This is a genomic window from Duganella guangzhouensis, from assembly GCF_009674535.1.
GTDB classification, from domain to species: domain Bacteria; phylum Pseudomonadota; class Gammaproteobacteria; order Burkholderiales; family Burkholderiaceae_D; genus Rugamonas; species Rugamonas guangzhouensis.
The window spans coordinates 202,537-221,582 of record NZ_WKJK01000005.1 but is presented as its reverse complement, the minus strand read 5'-3'; the positions used below and the strand labels follow the sequence as shown (position 1 = coordinate 221,582).

Annotated in this window: 19 protein-coding genes; 9 read left to right on the top strand and 10 right to left on the bottom strand. The window is 60.5% G+C overall.

The genetic code is table 11. The annotated features are described in order from the left end of the window. Nucleotides 1-267: 267 nt before the first annotated feature. Nucleotides 268-1,023: an HNH endonuclease gene (locus GJ699_RS34535; protein WP_154376307.1), complete on the top strand. Its 756-nt coding sequence runs from the start codon at nt 268-270 to the stop codon at nt 1,021-1,023. A gap of 191 nt (nt 1,024-1,214) precedes the next feature. On the opposite strand, the gene GJ699_RS11665 is transcribed toward GJ699_RS34535, so the two are convergent. Then, a complete protein-coding gene (locus tag GJ699_RS11665) occupies nt 1,215-2,420 on the bottom strand; it encodes a tetratricopeptide repeat protein (protein ID WP_154376305.1) in 1,206 nt (401 codons plus the stop codon). 124 nt (nt 2,421-2,544) lie between these two features. On the opposite strand from GJ699_RS11665, the gene GJ699_RS34965 reads away from it, so the two are divergent. Further along, nucleotides 2,545-2,673, top strand: a complete 129-nt coding sequence (locus GJ699_RS34965; protein WP_267877715.1) for a hypothetical protein — start codon at nt 2,545-2,547, stop codon at nt 2,671-2,673. Nucleotides 2,674-2,886: 213 nt separating this feature from the next. Here GJ699_RS34965 and GJ699_RS11660 read toward each other — a convergent pair whose 3' ends face one another. The 3 genes from GJ699_RS11660 to GJ699_RS11650 all read right to left on the bottom strand — a co-directional run bounded on the left by GJ699_RS11660 (nt 2,887) and on the right by GJ699_RS11650 (nt 7,215). After that, complete coding sequence (locus tag GJ699_RS11660; RefSeq protein ID WP_195763525.1) at nt 2,887-5,880, bottom strand: sensor histidine kinase; 2,994 nt, start codon at nt 5,878-5,880, stop codon at nt 2,887-2,889. A 133-nt stretch (nt 5,881-6,013) separates the two neighbouring features. Next, nucleotides 6,014-6,532, bottom strand: coding sequence for a GNAT family N-acetyltransferase (locus tag GJ699_RS11655; RefSeq protein WP_195763524.1), 519 nt, complete (start codon nt 6,530-6,532; stop codon nt 6,014-6,016). Between the two features lie 74 nt (nt 6,533-6,606). Beyond that, nucleotides 6,607-7,215 (bottom strand): TetR/AcrR family transcriptional regulator, encoded by a 609-nt coding sequence (locus GJ699_RS11650; RefSeq protein WP_195763523.1) that lies wholly within the window; start codon nt 7,213-7,215, stop codon nt 6,607-6,609. A gap of 48 nt (nt 7,216-7,263) precedes the next feature. Between GJ699_RS11650 and GJ699_RS11645 the strand changes: the two genes are divergently transcribed. Both GJ699_RS11645 and GJ699_RS11640 read left to right on the top strand, forming a co-directional pair. Next, the gene (locus GJ699_RS11645) at nt 7,264-7,842 is read left to right on the top strand and encodes a hydrolase (protein ID WP_229262066.1); all 579 of its coding nucleotides are present in this window, start codon (nt 7,264-7,266) and stop codon (nt 7,840-7,842) included. Next, nucleotides 7,842-8,855 (top strand): FUSC family protein, encoded by a 1,014-nt coding sequence (locus GJ699_RS11640; RefSeq protein WP_154376298.1) that lies wholly within the window; start codon nt 7,842-7,844, stop codon nt 8,853-8,855. The genes GJ699_RS11645 and GJ699_RS11640 overlap by 1 nt, the downstream gene beginning before the upstream one ends. Nucleotides 8,856-8,891: 36 nt before the next feature. Here GJ699_RS11640 and GJ699_RS11635 read toward each other — a convergent pair whose 3' ends face one another. The 6 genes from GJ699_RS11635 to ssuE form a co-directional block, all read right to left on the bottom strand. Continuing rightward, nucleotides 8,892-9,458: a YceI family protein gene (locus tag GJ699_RS11635; RefSeq protein WP_154376296.1), complete on the bottom strand. Its 567-nt coding sequence runs from the start codon at nt 9,456-9,458 to the stop codon at nt 8,892-8,894. A 207-nt stretch (nt 9,459-9,665) separates the two neighbouring features. Beyond that, nucleotides 9,666-10,484, bottom strand: coding sequence for an ATP-binding cassette domain-containing protein (locus tag GJ699_RS11630; protein WP_154376294.1), 819 nt, complete (start codon nt 10,482-10,484; stop codon nt 9,666-9,668). A 9-nt stretch (nt 10,485-10,493) separates the two neighbouring features. Then, nucleotides 10,494-11,255 (bottom strand): aliphatic sulfonate ABC transporter permease SsuC, encoded by a 762-nt coding sequence (ssuC, locus tag GJ699_RS11625; RefSeq protein ID WP_154376292.1) that lies wholly within the window; start codon nt 11,253-11,255, stop codon nt 10,494-10,496. Between the two features lies 1 nt (nt 11,256). Continuing rightward, nucleotides 11,257-12,402 carry an FMNH2-dependent alkanesulfonate monooxygenase gene (gene ssuD / locus GJ699_RS11620; protein ID WP_195763533.1) on the bottom strand — a complete coding sequence of 382 codons (1,146 nt, stop codon included), beginning with the start codon at nt 12,400-12,402 and terminating at the stop codon, nt 11,257-11,259. A 16-nt stretch (nt 12,403-12,418) separates the two neighbouring features. Continuing rightward, entirely contained in the window at nt 12,419-13,405 is a 987-nt protein-coding gene (locus GJ699_RS11615; protein ID WP_154376288.1) for a sulfonate ABC transporter substrate-binding protein, read from the bottom strand. Nucleotides 13,406-13,415: 10 nt separating this feature from the next. Further along, complete coding sequence (gene ssuE / locus GJ699_RS11610) at nt 13,416-14,003, bottom strand: NADPH-dependent FMN reductase (RefSeq protein ID WP_154376286.1); 588 nt, start codon at nt 14,001-14,003, stop codon at nt 13,416-13,418. A gap of 194 nt (nt 14,004-14,197) precedes the next feature. Here ssuE and GJ699_RS11605 point away from each other — a divergent pair, with 194 nt between their 5' ends. Genes GJ699_RS11605 through GJ699_RS11585 form a run of 5 tightly spaced genes read left to right on the top strand, consistent with a single transcriptional unit; the run spans nt 14,198 to nt 19,046 of the window. Next, nucleotides 14,198-15,394: an acyl-CoA dehydrogenase family protein gene (locus GJ699_RS11605; RefSeq protein ID WP_154376284.1), complete on the top strand. Its 1,197-nt coding sequence runs from the start codon at nt 14,198-14,200 to the stop codon at nt 15,392-15,394. A 9-nt stretch (nt 15,395-15,403) separates the two neighbouring features. After that, nucleotides 15,404-16,201 carry a methionine ABC transporter ATP-binding protein gene (locus GJ699_RS11600; RefSeq protein ID WP_154376282.1) on the top strand — a complete coding sequence of 266 codons (798 nt, stop codon included), beginning with the start codon at nt 15,404-15,406 and terminating at the stop codon, nt 16,199-16,201. Continuing rightward, nucleotides 16,194-16,886 carry a methionine ABC transporter permease gene (locus tag GJ699_RS11595; RefSeq protein WP_154376280.1) on the top strand — a complete coding sequence of 231 codons (693 nt, stop codon included), beginning with the start codon at nt 16,194-16,196 and terminating at the stop codon, nt 16,884-16,886. The genes GJ699_RS11600 and GJ699_RS11595 overlap by 8 nt, the downstream gene beginning before the upstream one ends. Nucleotides 16,887-16,899: 13 nt before the next feature. Continuing rightward, entirely contained in the window at nt 16,900-17,715 is an 816-nt protein-coding gene (locus GJ699_RS11590; protein ID WP_154376278.1) for a MetQ/NlpA family ABC transporter substrate-binding protein, read from the top strand. Beyond that, a complete protein-coding gene (locus GJ699_RS11585; RefSeq protein ID WP_154376276.1) occupies nt 17,712-19,046 on the top strand; it encodes an LLM class flavin-dependent oxidoreductase in 1,335 nt (444 codons plus the stop codon). Before GJ699_RS11590 ends, GJ699_RS11585 begins: the two co-directional genes overlap by 4 nt.

The following is a 19,046-nucleotide window of genomic DNA, read 5'->3' as shown; positions in this document are numbered from 1 at the left end:
CTACTGAAAAAGAAACTAGATTTCTACGGCACTGCGATTCGCTCGGGAGCTTTGGTTAAACAAAGACCCGATACAAGCGGAAAGACTTTCCGCGTTGTCGTGATTTATGTAGATCATCCACCGGAAGGTGCTTACAACTCTTATCCAAAACAAAGACCCGGACGTCTGATATTCAGATTATCCTGCGTTGGGGCGGCGTCAGCAAGATATTGCTAAGGATTTGAGCAAGGTGAGAAGATAATTTAGTCCGGAACAAGGAATTCAAAAGTGCCAATAAAGAAAAACACAGTTCGCGCATCTCATGTCGAAAAAGCCGCAGAGTTCTGGAAGCAACACCCAGGATACAACGGGTTTCGAGACAGCACTCGATATGATGTTATCATTAACGGTGAACCATATCCTCCCAAAGCAATAGTCTCAATTTCTCGTGAATTCGCAAAATTGGGTGGCATGCTTCCATCGGATTTTGCAGGGGCAAAAGATGGCAAATGGCACGGTATGTTACAGAATCTTGGATTTCGTATCGTGCCGAAAGGGGTAATCGTGACGGAATTTAAAGAGCTTGGGGAGTCTGCGTCGATTGACACAGACATTGAGAAGGTAGAAGAAGAATATAGTAAAAACCCGACCATGCGAGCAACATTAATTATGGCTCGACTCGGTCAGGGGAAATATCGTAAAGAACTTTTAGAACTGTGGAACAATCAATGCGCGCTGACCGGATGTGCTGTGCTGCCCGTTCTCAGAGCATCACATGCAAAACCATGGCGAGAATCCGATGATGACGAGCGCCTGGATCCGAATAACGGCCTGCCTCTCGTTGCGAATTTGGATGCGCTGTTCGATTCTGGATTAATTGGATTTGATGAACATGGGGACATGCATATCTCGAAGAATCTACAGGACAATGAACTGCTGAATGGTGTTCCACGAACCCTTCGTAAGCCGCCAACGCTTGAGCAAGCATACTATTTGACAGAGCATCTGAATTCTGTTTTTCAAGAAAATGAATTTGACTTCTGATTATAGTGATTGAAGTCCAGACTTCCGCAATGGGGCGGATTTCGCCGGTCAGTAATCGGACGCTGTGTGTCTGGCCAAGTACGAGCTAGTGTAAGTGAGTCCAATCATTCCCTGTCCAAAGCTCAGGCTATCTTGCCCATGCCTTCTTGCTTAAACATCAACGCGAGGCTGCGTGATTGACACGAGCGAATTCACCCTGCTGATTCTCGTGCGAGCTCGGCCCATACCTGGCTCTGCGTCACTTCCGCCGGGAGCGGAATACGATTGCTATAGAGATAGGCCAGCTTTTGCCGCGCCGCGCTGTGCCCTTGTTGAGCAGCAAGCAGGAACCAGTGCGCGGCACGTCCAATGTCTTTTTGCACTCCGTGGCCCAACCAGTACATACTGCCCAAATTAAACTGGGCATCGGCGTCGCCGCCTTCGGCACCTTTGCTAAACCAGACAGCGGCCTGAGTACGATCAAGCGCGACACCGTATCCTTGGTCATACAGTGCCCCAAGGTTGTTCGCAGCCTTCGGCAAACCTTGACTTGCCGCCTTTCGGTACCAGTAGGCTGCCTCAACATAATCGGTAGCGCGGTGTTTGCCGCTGCTATATTCCAAGCCAAGTTCAAACTGGGCTGCAGCGTGGCCGTGGTTTGCAGCCTTCTGATACCACCGTTCAGCTTCTTGCCAATTTTCATTTATCAATTGCCCTCTTGCGTAAGCTACCGCCATTTGGTACGCGGACTCGGCGTCGTTGGCAGCGGCGCGTGCTCGCAAATCAGCTAATGGATCCTGTTGCAGACGCTGTGCATGGGCTTGCTCATTTGCTTGCATCTGCATCGCCTCCAATCGCTCTTCAGCGATTGGATCACCATGTTGTTTCGCTTGAGTTAGCAATATTTTTGCGGTATCAAGGTCCTGAAATGCTCCGGCCTTCGCAGCAGACAGCAGAATGCCCATATCACGCTGCGCAGGCACAAAATTCTGGGCAACCGCCTTGCGATAACACTCCAGCGCAGCGCTAATATCGAACGCAACCCCATTACCATTCTCATAAAGGCCAGCAAGATGACGCTGCGCCGGCGCGTAACCCTGCTGTGCTGATTTCCGATACCAGACCGCCGCCTGTTGGAAATCACGAGGCGTTCCCTCTCCGTTGGCGTACATCATGCCGAGGTTATCTTGCGCCACCTCATCGCCCTCCCATGCGCGCGAGGAAAACCCACGTAATGCCAGCTCATAATGGCCTTTTTTGTATTCGACATTAGGATCCCCTTGCCAATCAGCGGCACGCGCGCTAGCCAGCAGACCAATCAGGCAGGTCCAAGCTAACAAGGAAGTGATGCATCTGAACATGGCAAGCTCCAATTTACTCTCTACTTTACAGTAAATACCACTACCAATCTTTTCCAAGAAATCACTTTATTAATTTTTTAAAAACAATTTGTGCGACGGTAGAATTTTGAATATCATTCAAATGTTGCCTTTTTAATTTCAAAAATTGGTGACTTCTTTAATCTCAACCGGAAAGCGAACAATGGCTAAAATTATCAAACTGATTGCCGCCTTCATGGCTGTAGGCTTTGTTGTTTCTGCTACGCCTGTGATGGCATTCGACTGCTCTGCTGACAACCCTGCACCATGGGCACCTTGCAAACCAAAGTAACTCGCTACTGAATTTATAACGGCCTGTGGATTTGAACTGCTTCCAATAGTTGGACGGTTTGGTTTGCTAGCCAGCCAAGGGCTGAGTTCTATATTGCATGGAACTTGGCCCTTTAGTTTCCATCTAAATGCAGTCGTGATTTTAATGGAAGAGGTACTTCTTAATACCAAGCTGGAGTGGGGAATAATATCGTCAATAACGAACCTGCTCCGCTTAACAGTAGGCCAGGCTGGCGGGTAGCGTCACCATGACGGAGGTCCCATCACTAGGTGCGCTATGAATCTGCAGTTGGCCACCAATGCGGGCGGCGCGCTCCCGCATTCCGACCAAGCCCCAGTGGCGCTCGCGCCGACCGGTCTTTCGCACCGCATCATCGAGCCCCTTGCCTTGGTCGCGGATCAGCAAGGTGAAGCTGGCTGCGTCATACGATAGCTCGGCCACTACCGCGTTGCTGCCGGAATGGCGCATCGCATTCAATACCGCTTCCTTGGCGATGGCGTACAACTCATCCTGGGCCTCGGCTTTCAGCGCGCGTCGGGTGCCCTGCTCCCGCAGCGAGAACAGCACGCCATGGTGCGCGCCGGCTGCGCCGCACACCGCGCTCAGCGTCGGCGCCAGATCGCCGCTGCAGGCGCGATTCACGCGCAGGTCCATCAACTGGTCACGGCCCTCGTCGAGCACCGCATCGGCGGCGTCGAGCGCGGCATCGATTTGCTGCTGGACTAAATCATTTCGGGGCAACGCCGCCTTGATGCCTTGAAAACGAAAGATCAGCGCTTGCACGCTTTGCAGGAAGGTGTCGTGCAGTGTGCGCGCGATGCGTTCGCGCTCTTCCAGGCGTGCGTTGATGCGCTCGATCACGCTGGCGGTCATTTGCCTCATGCGCCGTAAATACAGCCAATACAAGCCGCCCGCTATCATTGCCGCGCACGCCAGTTTGAACCAGGTGGTTTGATAAAATTCCGGTTCGATACTGAAGGACAGGCTCGCGGGAGCAATGCTCGCCAGCCCATCCTCGTTGGAGGCCATCACTTCGAAGCGGTAGTCACCGGGACCGAGGTTGGTGTAGAACGCCTGGCGCAGCGCGCCTGCGTCACGCCATTCGTGGTCCTGTCCGATCAAGCGGGTGCGGAAACGCGCCCGCTCCGGGACTGAGAGCACGGCGGCGGTGAAGTCGATCCGCAGATTGTGGGTATGTTTGGGCAGGCCCAGGCCATTGACGGCGCGGTAGCGCTGGCTATCCGTGTTGAGCCAGGTAATCAGCGGCGTTGGCCGTACCGGGTTGCGGGGGATCTGACGCGGATCGATCACGCCCACACTGGCGGAGGTCGCGTACCACAAACGGCCATCGCCAGCCTCGATCAGCGTATCAAGCGGACGCACCTGGCTGGCCGCGCCCGCATGGCCATCGAGGTGGTCGAACCGCTCTGCGGCGACCCGCGACTGGCCGCCGCGCAGCACGGCAGCCAGGTTGGCGGCGTCGATTCGGAACAGGCCGTCGACGCCTTGCAGCCATAGCTCGCCGGCCGCCGTCTGCACGATGCCGGAGACGCCGACAAAGGGCCGGCCAGCACTGTCGCTCAGTGTGACGAAGCGTCCCTGGTGCAAGCGCGCCAGCCCTTGGTCGCCGCCGACCCACAGTGTGCCACGGCGGCTGAACATGGTCAGCACGTTGCCGACCGCCAGGCCGTCGTCGGGACCAAACTGTTGGATACTGCCATTCTGCAGCATGGCGATGAGATTGCCGGGGTAGCCGAACCAGATCCGCCCATCAGCGTCGGCATGCAGCGCATTCGCGGTGCGCGTGGCCAACGCGGCATGGCCACCGCCGGCCTGCCAGGCACCGTCCTTGATGGTATAGACGCCGCGCCGCGCGATCGAAACCCACAGCCGTCCGTCGTCCGCCATCGCCACCGCCTGTGCCGGCTGTTGTATCAGCTCGGGTGGCAGCGGCCAGCGCTGTACCTTGTCACCGCGCCGGTTCCACACCGCGTGCACGTTGGCAAACCACAGGCTGCCGTCGGCGGCGAGCGTGCCGGCGGTGGCGGACTCCATACTGCTCGGAATGCGATGGCCGTCGGCGGCGATGGCGAAGGTCGGGGGCGAGATCGGGTCCAATGACGAATGGCTGCTAATCCAGACCTCGCCATCGGGGCCGGCCGTGATGCTGAAATCGGTGCTGCCAGTCGGCATGTCTTGCACCGACAAACGGCTCTCGCGTATCCGGTCCACGCCATTCTCGGTCATGAACCAGAGATTGCCTTCACGATCATCAAATGGTGCTCTGAAGACGCGCACGGCGCTGAAACCGAACGGCGCCAGCAGTTGCTTCTTCAGTTTGAAGTCGGGGGTGTAAACGCGCATGCCGTCCCCAAGGCCGATCCACCACGCGTTGCGGCGATCCCGATGGACGCTATAGGGCATGACGCCGGTTTCAGGCAAGCGCAGCGGCTTCGAGGTTTCGGAGACTGGGTCGAAGAGATTGAGCGTTTCTCCGAATTTGATCACGATCACCGTGCCATCGGGGCCCACCTGACTGGGCTGCATGCTGCCCGTCCCTTCAACTTTGCGGAAGCTATGCGTGCCGGGCACGCTGCGATACAGGCCGGCGAGTTGGGTGACCAGCAGGCTGCCATCGTGCAAGACATTGAAGTTGGGTTGATCGCCATCCGGCAAACCATCGGCAGGCGTTACCCGCCGCCACCGGGCACCGTCGAGCCAATGGATGCCGGATGCACTGGAAAACCAGCGCGTGCCATCGGCGGTCAAACCAAATTGCGTGATGCCGCTGGGCGGAACGCCCTCCGCTTCGCCGTAGTGCTGTACCGCGCCATGCCGGAATACGCTGATGCCGCCAAAGGTATAGCCCACCCACAATGTATCGCCGGACACGGCCAGCGCGCTGACATTGGACGACAGCAGCTTGTTGCCGCCAATAGTCTCGACGCGCTCGAACTGTACGCCATCAAATCGGAACAGGCCGTCGGCAGCGCCAAACCATAACATGCCGGTGCTGTCCTGCACCACTGCGCGGGGATTGGACGGTGCGCCGTCCCGCTTGGTCCATGCCTGGTGCGACAGGCTGGAGCGCCAGAACGGCAACGGATCGCTGGCCGATGCGACAGACCATACGGGACAGGCGATGGCGAGCAACGCCGCCATCCACCAGGCGCGACCTTGCCGCCCAGGCTGCGGAGTAACCGACAACCTATCCCAGGATGAACCCATGTTTAAAGTCTGCGATACCTAAAAGACAACAGCTTAAAGCAGGCAGACGATTAGCTCAATACCTCGATAGTCCTACCTCGTGGCGTGGCCGGATAGGCGCCGCACCGCCGCTTCACGTACGCTTCCGCATATAACTATTGATTGCCTTGCCGTTCAGTTCAGTCGCCCTTTCGTAGCTCATTCCCAGGCGCATGGCAACACGCAGCGATGAGTCATTCCCAGGAGCGACGAGTGCCCGAACCATCGACTCGCGTCGAACCTCAAACGCATAATTCAAAACTGCCGCCGCCGCTTCGTTCGCAATTCCTTTCCCCCAGAATGCTCTGTAGGTATTCCATCCCAGCTCCATTACTGTTGCGTCGGAGCGAAAGAAAGCGCCCACGCAGCCAACTAGCTGCCCGGTCTGCCTATCCTCTATTGACCACCAGCCAGCACCGTGCAGCATCCATAATCCAGCATGCGAGCTAAAGATACGCCAAGCGGTCTGGCGGTCTGCCGAACCTAAGTGAGCGGAACTTTCAGGATTCGACAAATGGTCTGCAAATAAATCGAAATCTTCAACCCGATATTCCCGAAGCGTAAGCCGTTCTGTGTGAAGGTGTGGCACGGAAATCGTGAGTGCGTGATTCATGAGAAGTGCATCCTTTATATTTAAAGCCATGGGAAATCAGGTAGGTCATCAAATGGTCATCGGTGAACCAATAGCTAGGCTAGCTCCTCAAGGTAAGCCCGCACTATGCGCTGTAGTTCCAGCATGGCCGCCTTCGGCTCGCTGACGCTGGCGTCGTAGCTGAGTGCGACGGCCGCTTTCATCAGGTGCTGCACCACGGTCGCGCGCAGCACGGCTTCTTGCTCCGGCAGCTGCGGTGCAATCGCGGTCAGAATCGAGGCCACGCCGCTGCGCATCCGTTCACGCACCCCGCTGCCGCCCACCGCTAGTACGGCCGGTGTCTCGGCCAGCACAACGAAGGCTGGATGTGTGGCGCGGAAGGTGACGAACAAGGTCGTCAGCCGCTCCGCCAACTGCGGCGTTCCCACCTGCTGCCGCAGTGCTTCGAATGCTGCTTCCAGCTCGGTCACGTACTGCTCCATCAGCGCGCCCGCGACCTTGTCCTTGGTCGGGAAGAACTGGTACAGCGAGCCGATTGATGACTTGGCGCGGGCCGCGATGGCCGTCATGGTGGTCGCGTCATAACCTTTTTCGGCAAATTCCGCGCTGGCGGCTTCCAGCAGCGCGGCAACCCGCGCGTGGCCACGGGCGCGGCTGGGGGCCTTAACCTCCCCAACATTCGGCGTTGACTTTTGTGAGTCCATCCTCATATAATATTTGTGAGTATTCCCTCATAATACAGGAAAACCACTATGACACTGAAACTTGATCCCCACACCACCGCCCTCGTCCTGATCGATCTGCAGGAGGGCATTCTCGGCTTTGGCCAAGCGCCGCGACCAGCTACACAGGTTGTCACCACCGCCGCCAAGGTGGCGCAACGCTTCCGCGCCGTGAACGCGCCGGTGGTAATGGTGCGCGTCGGCTGGAGCGCCGATTTTGCCGATGCGCTGAGCCAGCCGGTGGATGCGCCAATGTCGCTGTCCGGCGGCCTTCCGGCCAACTGGTGGGATTTCCCCGCCGAACTGGCCGTCGAAGAACGCGATATCAAAATCATCAAGCGCCAATGGAGCGCCTTCCACGGCACCGAGCTGGATCTGCAACTGCGCCGGCGCGGCATCAAGACCATCGTGCTGGGCGGGATTTCGACCAATATCGGCGTCGAATCGACCGCCCGCGCAGCATATGAACACGGCTACTCGCTAGTGCTGGCGGAGGATGCGATGAGCTGCTCGGCCGCCGAACACCACCAGGCATCGCTGGACTTCATTTTCCCGAGGCTGGGTCTGGTGCGTCAATCGGCCGACGTGCTGGCGGCATTGGCGGACTGATGTCCAACGCCGCCGGCACCCTGCTGCAACGCGTGCTGGACGGCCGCGCGCTGGGTCGCGCCCTGCTGGCATTGAGCGTGCCGCTGGCGCTGGCGGCAAGCTCCGGCAATACCGAATGGCTGAGCGCCGCCATCGTGCCGGTGGCGATGTTGATCGCGCTGGACCGCTCGCATCTGGCGCCACTCGGCGTGCTGATGCATGCGCTGGCCATTTGCGCCGGCTTTGTGCTGCTGACGCTGGCCAGCGCGCAGCCGCTATTGTTTGTGCTGACGATCGTGCTGCTGGGAATGGCATCCGTGCTGGTGACGGCCGGTGGCAATGGGCTGCGCTCGCTCGGCAACTTCACATTTATTCCTACGCTGTATCTGGCATGTGAAAGCGCGGCCGGCGTAGCGCCACAAGCGCTGCTTGGCCGCAGCCTGGCGATGCTGCCGATGCTGCTGATCGCGGCACTGCCGGTGCTACTTCTGGCCTGGGCCGAACAGATCCGAGCCGGTAATGGCACTCGGCTGGCACTGCGTCACCAGCACTCCGACGCCAGCGAACGCGGCGCCATGCTGGAACAAACCATGACCGTCGGCTGCGCGGTTGCCTGCGCCGCCGTGCTGGTCGAGTGGCGTCATGTCGATCATGGCCAATGGGTGATCTGGTCCGCCGTCAGCGTGGTGACGGGCAATGCGATCAGCGCCCGACAGAAATTCAGCGACCGTGTGCTGGGCGCCATCGGTGGCGTCTGCCTCGGCATACTTGCCGGCGTGCTACTGCCCGACCTGCTGCCGGTACGCCTGATGATTGCGCTGGCAACCATGCTGACACTGGTGTGCGTGCGCCCCTACCGTTTGGCCTTCGGCCTGCGTTGCGCCTGCGCCGCGATGGCGCTGGTGTTGACGGGCGGCCCGTGGCTACTAGGTGGCGAGCGATTGCTCAATGTGGCGCTGGGCAGCACCATCGGACTGGCGTGTGCCCTGGTGGCCGCACGCTGGACGGCGGCCCAATGCAAAACGGCGCGGTAAGCATACCGCGCCGTTTTTTTACCTACTTAGACTGTATTAGTCTTTCAGCGATTCGATGGCGAAGCTCAGGGTCACTTCGTCGCCAACGTTAGGTGCGTAGGCGCCAGCGTTGAACTCGGTGCGCTTGATTTTGGCGGTGGCGTTGGCGCCGCAAGCCAGTTTCTTGGCCATTGGGTGATCCGCGCAGTGGAAGTTGGTGATGGTCAGGGTCACTGGCTTGGTCACGCCTTTCACGGTCAGATTGCCTTCCACGCTGGCTGGCACGTCACCGTTAAAGTTCACTTTGGTCGACTTGTAGCTGATGGTCGGGAACTTGGCGGTGTCCAGGAAGTTTTCGCCCTGGATGTGCTGATCGAACAGCTTGGAGCCGGTGTCGACCGATTTAGCGTCGATGGTGGCTTCTACCGAACCGGTCTTGGCGGCGCGGTCCAGGGTGATCTTGGCCTTGGTGCTGTTGAAGCGGCTTTGCTGAGTCGAGTAGCCGAAGTGGCTGTAGCTGAAGCTGGAGAAAGTGTGGTTGTCGTCCGAGGTAAAGGTATCAGGCGCGGCAAACGCGGTCATGGAAACACCAGCGGCGATCAGCAAGGCAACGATTTTTTTCATTTAGCAACTCCTAAAGTGGGGAACAAGATTGTTCGAGTGAGGACGATTATGCTCGCGACATCTAAAGTTGTAAAACGAAAAATTTACCGCTTTACTATCGAGAAAATCGATCATACGGCTGGCCGTCATGATAACGGAGCGATGTCAAAGTGGTATCTGGCTTTAGACGTGCGGCCGGCTAACCCTCCCGGGGAGCCGGCCGACGGGTCAGGCGGCGGCCGCGATGGCCGGATCGGCGGGAGTTTGATTCAGGATGCGGCTCAGCAGGCGCTGCTCCAGCGCGGCAAAGCCGGCATTGCCACGCGCGCGCGGACGCGGCAGGTCAACCTTCAGATCCAGCGTAATGCGCCCTTCTTCAATCAGCACCACGCGGTCGGCCAATGCCAGCGCTTCCTGCACATCGTGCGTGACCAGCACTGCGGTGAAGCCGCGTTGCAGCCACAGGGTTTCGATCATCTGCTGCATCTCGATGCGGGTCAGCGCGTCCAGTGCGCCCAACGGCTCATCCAGCAGCAGCAACTGCGGCTCGTGCAGCAGCGCGCGCGCCAGTGCCACGCGCTGACGCTGGCCGCCGGACAGTTCCGAAGGCCAGTCATCGGCACGCTCGGCCAGCCCCACCGTGGCCAGCGTGGCCGCCGCCGCGTTCAACGAACGTGGCAGGCCAATCGCGACATTCTCCAGCACCGTCTTCCACGGCAGCAGACGCGCCTCCTGGAACATGATGCGAATGCTGGCGGCCAGACTGCCGGTGCCGACCTTGATGCTGCCCTCTTCTGCCGTCTCCAGCCCGGCGATCGCGCGCAGCAGCGTGCTTTTGCCGCAGCCGCTGCGGCCGACGATGGCGACGAATTCACCTGGCTGCAGATCCAGTTGCACATCCTTCAGCACCTTGCGCGTGCCGTACGATTTGCTGACGCCATCCAGTGCCAGCGACACGCCCTGGCGGCGCGGTGGTTGCGCCGAAGTCCAGGTGGCGCTTTCGCGCGGCAGTGCGCCGGTGTCGAATAAAGCGGTCGATATAAACATGCGTTCTCCTTAACGGTATGCCGGGTTCCAGCGCAGGAAGTGCTTCTCCATCCCGCGCGACACCAGATCGGCAGCCTTGCCCAGCAAGGCGTACAACAATATCCCCACCAGCACCACGTCGGTCTGCAGGAATTCGCGGGCGTTCATGGTCATGTAGCCGATGCCGGCTTGCGCCGAGATGGTTTCGGCCACGATCAGCAGCACCCACACCAGGCCAAGCGAAAAACGCACGCCCACCAGAATCGACGGCAGCGCCGCCGGCAGAATCACGTCACGGTACAGCGGCCAGCCGGACAGGCCATAGCTGCGCGCCATCTCAATCAGTCCCTGATCCGCCGAGCGGATGCCGTGGAAGGTATTCAGATACACCGGGAAGAACACGCCCACTGCCAGCAGGAACAGCTTGGCCGTTTCATCGATGCCGAACCACAGAATCACCAGCGGTATCAGCGCCAGCGCCGGAATATTGCGGATCATCTGCAGCGTGGTATCGAGCAGCGTTTCGGCGCGGCGGAAGCTGCCGGTCAGCAGGCCAAGCGCCAGACCGAGGCCGGCGCCGATAGCGAAGCCGCTGGCGGCGCGCCACAAACTGGTACGCAGATGCACCCACAATTCGCCCGATACAGCCAACGTCCAGAAAGCCTTGGCCACCGCCCATGGCTCCGGCAGGATGCGGCTGGACAGCCAACCCAGTTGAGAAGACAGCTGCCACACTACGATCAGCAGTACCGGCAGTATCCACGGCGTCCATACACTTTGCTTGTGCTTCATCTTATGCCGCCTTCTGCTTGGGCAGGATATCGCTGGCCATGATTTCACCAAATGGTCCGGTCAGCGATTGTTCGCCATGATCCTTGCCCTTGCCCAGCAGCGGGAACACCAGCTCCGCGAAACGATACGACTCTTCCAGGTGCGGATAACCCGAGAAGATGAAGGTCTCGATACCCAGGTCGGCGTATTCACGGATACGCGCGGCCACGGTGTCGGGGTCCCCCACCAGCGCGGTTCCGGCGCCACCACGCACCAGTCCCACGCCGGCCCAGAGGTTGGGGGATACTTCGAGCTTGTCACGGCGGCCACCGTGCAAAGCTGCCATTCTTTGCTGTCCTACCGAATCCATTTTGGCGAACGACGCCTGCGCCTTGGTGATGGTTTCATCATCCAGATGGCTGATCAGCTCATCGGCGGCGCGCCAGGCTTCCTCATTCGTTTCACGCACGATGACGTGCAACCGGATGCCGAATTTGACGGTGCGGCCACGCTTGGCGGCGCGGGCGCGGATATCGGCCAGCTTGGCCGCCACCGCGGCCGGCGGCTCGCCCCAGGTCAGGTAGACGTCCATCTGCTCGGCCGCCAGTTCGTGCGCAGGCTCCGACGAGCCACCAAAGTACAGCGGTGGGTGCGGCTTCTGTACCGGCGGGTACAGCGTCTTCGCGCCCTTCACTTTAATGTGCTTGCCGTCGAAATCGTAGCCCTTGTCGCCGCCCTCGCCGGCCAGCGAGGCGCGCCACACGCGGATGAATTCATCCGAGATCTCATAGCGCTTGGCGTGGTCCGCATACAAACCATCCGCTTCCAGCTCGCCCTGGTCGCCGCCGGTGACGACGTTGATCAGCAGGCGGCCGTTCGACATGCGGTCGAAGGTCGACGCCATGCGCACCGCCAGTCCCGGCGTGGTCAGGCCCGGCCGGATCGCGACCAGGAACTTCAGATTCTGCGTCACATGGATCAGCGACGACGCCACCACCCACGCATCTTCGCAGGAGCGGCCGGTGGGCAGCAGCACGCCGTCATAACCCAGCGTGTCGGCGGCCACCGCCACCTGCTTCAGATAGTTGGCGTCGATGGCGCGCGCGCCCTTGGAGGTGCCGAGATAGCGGCTGTCGCCGTGGGTAGGGATAAACCAGAACAAATTCAAAGACATCTTGACTTCCTTATTGCGCCGCCAGCTGCTTGGCTGGCAGTTGTGCATCCTTGACCGCAATCGGTTTCGGGATCAATTTCAGATTGGCGAAAGCGTCGGCCAGCTTTTGCTGCTGCTCCAGCACCTCGACGGTGATCGGCTTCACGCCGTAGCTATAGCGGCTGGCGGCCAGCGCCACCACGTCCAGATCCAGCCCGGTCTGGGCCGACAGGATGGTCGCGACTTCCTTCGGACTCTTGGCGCCCCAGTCATCCACCTTGCCGATTTCCTCCAGCACGATGCGCACCAGATCCGCGTTCTTCTCGGCCCATGGCCGCGCCGCCAGATAGAACTGGTGATTGGCCACCAGCCCTTTGCCATCGGCCAGCACGCGCGCGCTGAGCTGCTTTTCGGCGGCGGCCAGGAACGGGTCCCAGATCACCCAGGCGTCGATGCTGCCGCGCTCAAACGCGGCACGCGCGTCGGCCGGCGTCAGATACACCACTTCGATATCCTTGTAGGCCAGGCCGGCTTTCTCCAGCGCTTTCACCAGCAGGTAATGCACGTTGGAGCCTTTGTTCAGCGCGACCTTTTTACCTTTAAGTTCGAACACGCTGCGCAGCGTTGACGTCTTCGGCACCACGATCGCTTCGCTGGCCGGCGATGGCGGCTCGTTGCCGACATAAACCAGATTGGCGCCAGCCGCCTGCGCGAAAATCGGCGGCGCTTCGCCCACCGTGCCGAAATCGACGCTGCCAACGTTCAGCCCTTCCAGCAGCTGCGGGCCGGCCGGGAATTCGGTCCACTTCACCGTGACGTTGCGCGCGGCCAGACGCTGCTCCAGCGTGCCGCGTCCCTTCAGCAGCGTCAGCGTGCCGTATTTCTGGTAGCCGATACGGATTTCCTGCTTGCCCGCCGCCTGCGCCTGAGCGTTGCCGCCGGCAGCGGCCATCACGCCCGCCGCGAACAGCAGACCCAGAGTATGGCGGCGCGAAGCGCGCTTCTGATCGAATCCCATCGTCAGCTCCTTAACGGGCCAGACGCACTGGCTGCGGCTGTGTCACGAATACATCGTCCTGCTGGCCGCGCAGCGCGTTCAGCGCCGCCGACAGATCATCCACGCCGGCCTGCACGCGCCACGCAATGGACGGATCGATGGTCAGGCCGGTGACATCGTTCCAGGTCAGCTGCTGCGAGGTGGCGTACACGCTGGTGAACACCTGGCGCGCATCCAGCGCCTGAAACACCGGGCGCAGCGCATAGTCCAGCGCCAGCATGTGCGACTGACTGCCGCCAGTAGCCAAAGGCAGTACCAGCTTGCCCTTCAGGCCATCCTGCGGCAGCAGGTCGAGAAAGGCTTTCAGAATGCCGGTGTAAGCGGCTTTATAAATAGGGGTGGCCACCACGATCGCATCCGCTTCTTCCACTGCCTGCAGCGCGCGCTTGATCGCCAGGTCGGCAAAATCCGCGTGCAACAGCGCCTTCGCCGGCAGCTCGCGCACCTGCAGCTTGCTGTGGCGATGGCCGAGCGAGGCCAGTTTGTCGCCGACGTGTTCCAGCAAACGACCGGTGCTGGAAGGTGCAGCCGGGCTGCCGCTGACGAGAAGAATGCTCATGGTTGTCCCCTAATCTAAATGGTGGCGTTTAGCATAAATCCGTACTAATGAAATCAAAACGAATAGTTTTACACGTTGATATGCAGAATCCGATGCATGCGTTTTCCGCATATGAAAAGCCGGAATTCTTCGTGTACTGCGTTTAGGACGGGATGACATACTAAAAACACCGATACCAAGACGACGGACATACCATGTCTCAAGCACTACGCAAAACGTCGCACAACCGTGCGCACGATCCGTTGGCCATCGCCACCGAACTGGCGCAGCGGCTGGCCACCACCGCCAATGCGCGCGACCAGGCTGGCGGCCACGCGGCGCAGGAACGCGAATGGATACGCGACTCCGGCCTGCTAACTTTGTCCATCCCCACCGCATATGGCGGCCAGGGCGCTGAATGGACCACGGTTTACCAAGTAATACGTATACTGGCGCGCGCCGACAGCGCGCTGGCGCATTTGTTCGGCTTCCATCATTTGCAACTGGCGGGCATACAGTTATATGGCTCGGCCCAGCAGCAGCGCCGCTTCCTGACCCAGACCGTGGAACAGAATCTGTTCTGGGGTAACGCGCTTAATCCGCTCGACAAGCGCACCCTCGCCACCGACGCCGACTACGGCTTTCAGCTGGATGGCGTGAAGAGCTTTTCCTCCGGCTCGGTGGGCTCGGACTGGCTGACCATCTCGGCCTGGCACGAGCCGACGCAGTCGGCGCTGATCGGCGTGGTGCCTACGCGCCAGCTGGGCGTCAGCGTGCAGGCCGACTGGGATGCCTTCGGTCAGAAGCAGACCGACAGCGGCAATGTGCATTTCAATCAGGTGTCGCTGCCATCTACGCAGGTGCTGCAAGCGCCGGGCGTTACGCCAAACGCGCAGGCCAGCCTGCGTTCGCAGGTGGCGCAATTGGTGATGGCGAATCTGTATCTGGGTATCGGTGAAGGCGCGTTCGAAGCGGCGCGCGGCTATCTGGCGCATGAGGCGCGGCCGTGGTTCGCGTCCGGGGCGGATGCCGCCGGCGCCGATCCGCTGGTGCAGCACCGCTTCGGCCAGTTGTGGCTCAAGCTGCGGCCGGCGTCGGTGTTGGCCGATCAGGCGGCGCAGGAGCTGGAGCGGGTGTTCCGCCTTGGCGCCGCCGTCACCGCGCAGCAGCGCGGCGAGCTGGCGGTGAGCGTGGCCGAGGCCAAGGTGCTGGCTCACCGTGCCGGCGTGGAAGTCAGCAGCGAGATCTTCGAGCTGACCGGTGCCCGTTCGACGTCGTCCAAATATGGCTTCGACCGTTATTGGCGCAACGCCCGCGTGCACACACTGCACGATCCTGTCGATTACAAAATCCGCGACCTCGGACGCTATGCGCTCGACGGTACGCTGCCTGAACCTACCGCTTATTCCTGATTACTCCTGATGACTACTCCCTTGATTCGCATCGAGCATGCGAGCAAATCCTTTGGTGACTTCCACGCGGTGCGCGACGTATCGCTGGACGTGGCCCAGGGCGATATTTTTGGCCTGATCGGCAAGAGCGGCGCCGGCAAGTCCACCTTGCTGCGCCTGATTAATCTGCTGGAGCGCCCGGACGAAGGCGCGATCAACGTCGACGGCCGTGAACTGACCTCGCTGTCCAAACGTGACCTGCGCGACGCGCGCGCCAATATCGGCATGATCTTCCAGCAGTTTAATCTGCTGCAGAATGCCTCTGTGTTCGACAATGTCGCCTTCCCGCTGCGCATCCATGGCGGCTACACCAAACAGCAGATTACTGAACGGGTGGCCGATTGTCTTGAACTGGTGGGCATTGCCGACAAGGCCGACAGCTATCCATCGCGCCTGTCTGGTGGACAAAAACAGCGCGTGGCCATCGCCCGCGCTTTGGCCAGCAAGCCGGCCGTTCTGCTGTGCGATGAGCCGACATCCGCGCTCGACTCCGAGACCACGCGCGCGCTGCTGGCGACGCTGAAGGACATCAACCAGCGGCTGGAGGTCACCATCGTCATCGTCAGCCATGAACTGGATGTGATCGGCGAGATCTGCAACCGCGTGGCCGTGATAGAAAACGGCGCCATCGCCGAACAATTCGCCCTCGACGACGCCACCAGCCTGACCGCGCCACGCCACACCGCGCTTGGCCGCGAACTCGCCGCCGCTGTCGCGGCCAATACGCTGAACGCCATCGCCCCACTCACGGAAACCGCCCATGTCTGAACTCTTATCCTCGCTGGGCGTTTCGGCCAACGCCATCATCGCCATGCTGCCCGAAATGTGGGACGCGCTTGGCCAGACCTTGCTGATGCTGGGGATCGGCCTGTCCGCCGCCATCTTCATCGGCGGCCCGCTCGGCATCCTGCTGTTCCTGGTGGCCGACGGCCAATCGCTGCAGAACCGCCCCGCCGCGCTGGTACTGGGCTGGCTGGTGAACACGGTGCGCTCGTTCCCCTTCATCATCCTGCTGGTGGCGCTGGTGCCGTTCACGCGCGTCATCGCCGGCACCTCGATCGGGCCGCTGGCCGCCGCCGTGCCGCTGTCATTCGCCGCCATCCCCTACTTCGCGCGACTGGTCGAACAGAACCTGCGCGAAGTGCCACGCGGCGTGATCGAAGCCGCCCACGCCATGGGCGCCTCCGAACTGCAGATCATCCTGCACGTGCTGCTGGTGGAAGCCCGCTCCGGCCTGGTGCTGGCGCTGACCGTGCTGGCCATCAGCTTCCTGTCTTACTCCGCCGTGGCCGGCGTGGTGGGCGGCGGCGGCATCGGCGACCTCGCCATCCGCTATGGCTACTACCGCTTCGAGACCGACATCATGATCGCCACCGTGGCCGTCCTGATCGTGATGGTGCAAGCCATCCAGTTCACCGGCAACCGCATTGCCAAACGCATCGACAAACGCTAAACAAGGAACACACATGAACACCCGCCGCACCCTGCTGGTAGCCACGCTGGCCGCCGTCATCAGCTTCAGCGCCCAGGCCAAAGATCCGAAAGAACTGGTGATCGGCACCAGCTCCGGCCCATATGCCGACCAAGTCAAACTGGGCATCAAACCTATCCTCGAAAAACAGGGCTACAAAATCAAGCTGGTGGAATTCAACGATTACATCCAGCCCAACTTCGCGCTGGCCGAAGGTTCGCTGGATGCTAACGTGTTCCAGCACATCGTCTACCTGACCAAGTTCTCGGCCGACCACAAGCTGGCGCTGTCCGAGCTGGTGAAGATCCCCACCGCGCCAATCGCCATCTACAGCAAAAAACACAAAACGCTGAACGACGTCAAGGAAGGCACCACCGTCGCCCTGCCGAACGATCCGACCAACCAGGCGCGCGCGCTGGTGCTGCTGGACCAACTGGCTTGGATCAAGCTGAAGCCGAACACGGACCCGATCAAGGCATCCGAAAAGGACATCGCTGTCAATCTGAAGAAGATCAAGCTGTTGCCGCTGGAAGCCGCGCAGTTGCCACGCTCCCTGCAGGACGCCGACTACGCCTTCGTCAACAGTAACTACGCGCTGGCCTCGGGCCTGAAGCTGAAAGAAGCGCTGATCACCGAGAAGATCTCGCCCAACTACATCAACCTGGTAGCGATACGCACCGCAGACAAAGACAAGCAGTTCGCCAAAGACCTCGCCGCCGCTTACCGCTCGCGCGAATTCCTTGCTGTGACCAACAAATACTTCGCCGATTACGCCAAGACGGACTACCAGCTCGCGCTAGAAAAGCAATGACCAGGCAAATCCGCTTCAACGCCTTTTACATGAACACAGTGAGTCACCAGTCGCCCGGACTGTGGACTCACCCGCGCGACAGCAGTCATCGCTACACCGATCCAGACCACTGGGTAGAGCTGGCGCAACTGCTGGAGCGCGGCCGCTTCGACGCCATCTTCCTGGCCGACGTGCTGGGCGCCTACGATGTCTATCAGGGTAGCGCCGACGCCGCGCTGCGGCACGCCGTGCAAGCGCCACTGAACGATCCGCTGGCGCTGGTGCCGCTGATGGCGCAGGCCACCAAGCATCTCGGCTTCGGCGTCACCAGCGCGCTGACCTACGAACATCCTTACACCTTCGCGCGCCGCATGTCGACGCTGGACCACCTGACGCGTGGACGCATCGGTTGGAACATCGTCACCGGCTATCTGGATTCGGCCGCGCGCAATCTGGGGCTGGACCAGCAGCTCAGTCACGACGAACGCTACGACCTGGCCGACGAATACATGGACGTGGTGTACAAGCTGTGGGAACAAAGCTGGGATAACGACGCGATAGTCAACGACAAACAGCGCGGCGTGTATGCCGAGCCGTCGCGCATTCATCCGATCCGGCACGAAGGCAAATACTACAAGGTGCCCGGCTTCCATCTGTGCGAACCGTCGCCGCAGCGCACGCCGCTGCTGTATCAGGCCGGCACCTCGCCGCGCGGTGTGAAGTTCGCGGCGCAGCATGCCGAGTGCACCTTCGTCAGCGGCCCAAGCATCAAGGTCGTGAAAAAATATGCCGACACGTTGCGCGCCGCCGTGCGCGAGGCCGGCCGCGATGGAGACGATCTCAAAATCTACGCCCAGGCGCTGATCATCACAGCACCGACCGAAGTCGAGGCGCGCGCCAAATACGAGGACTTCAAACAGTACATCGATATCGAAGCCGCGCTGGCCCTGTTGTCCGGCTGGACCGGCGTTGACTTCAGCCGCTTCCCGCTCGACGCCACCATCGAATACATCGACTCCGACGCCGGCCGCACCGCCCTCGCCTCCTTCAGCGCCGCAGATCCCGAGCGCCGCTGGACCGTGCGCGAGGCGGCGCAATTCATCGGCTTGGGTGGACGCGGTCCAGTGCTGGTGGGTGATCCGAGCCAGGTGGCAGACCAGCTGGAACACTGGCAAGACCAAACCGGCATCGATGGCTTCAATCTGGCCTACGCCCTCGCCCACGAAACCATGCGCGACGTGGTCGACCTGATCGTGCCCGAACTGCAGCGGCGCGGCCGCTATCCGCGCGAATACGCCGCCGGCACGCTGCGCGAGAAGCTATTTGCGAGAAAACGGCGTAGCACGAACTAG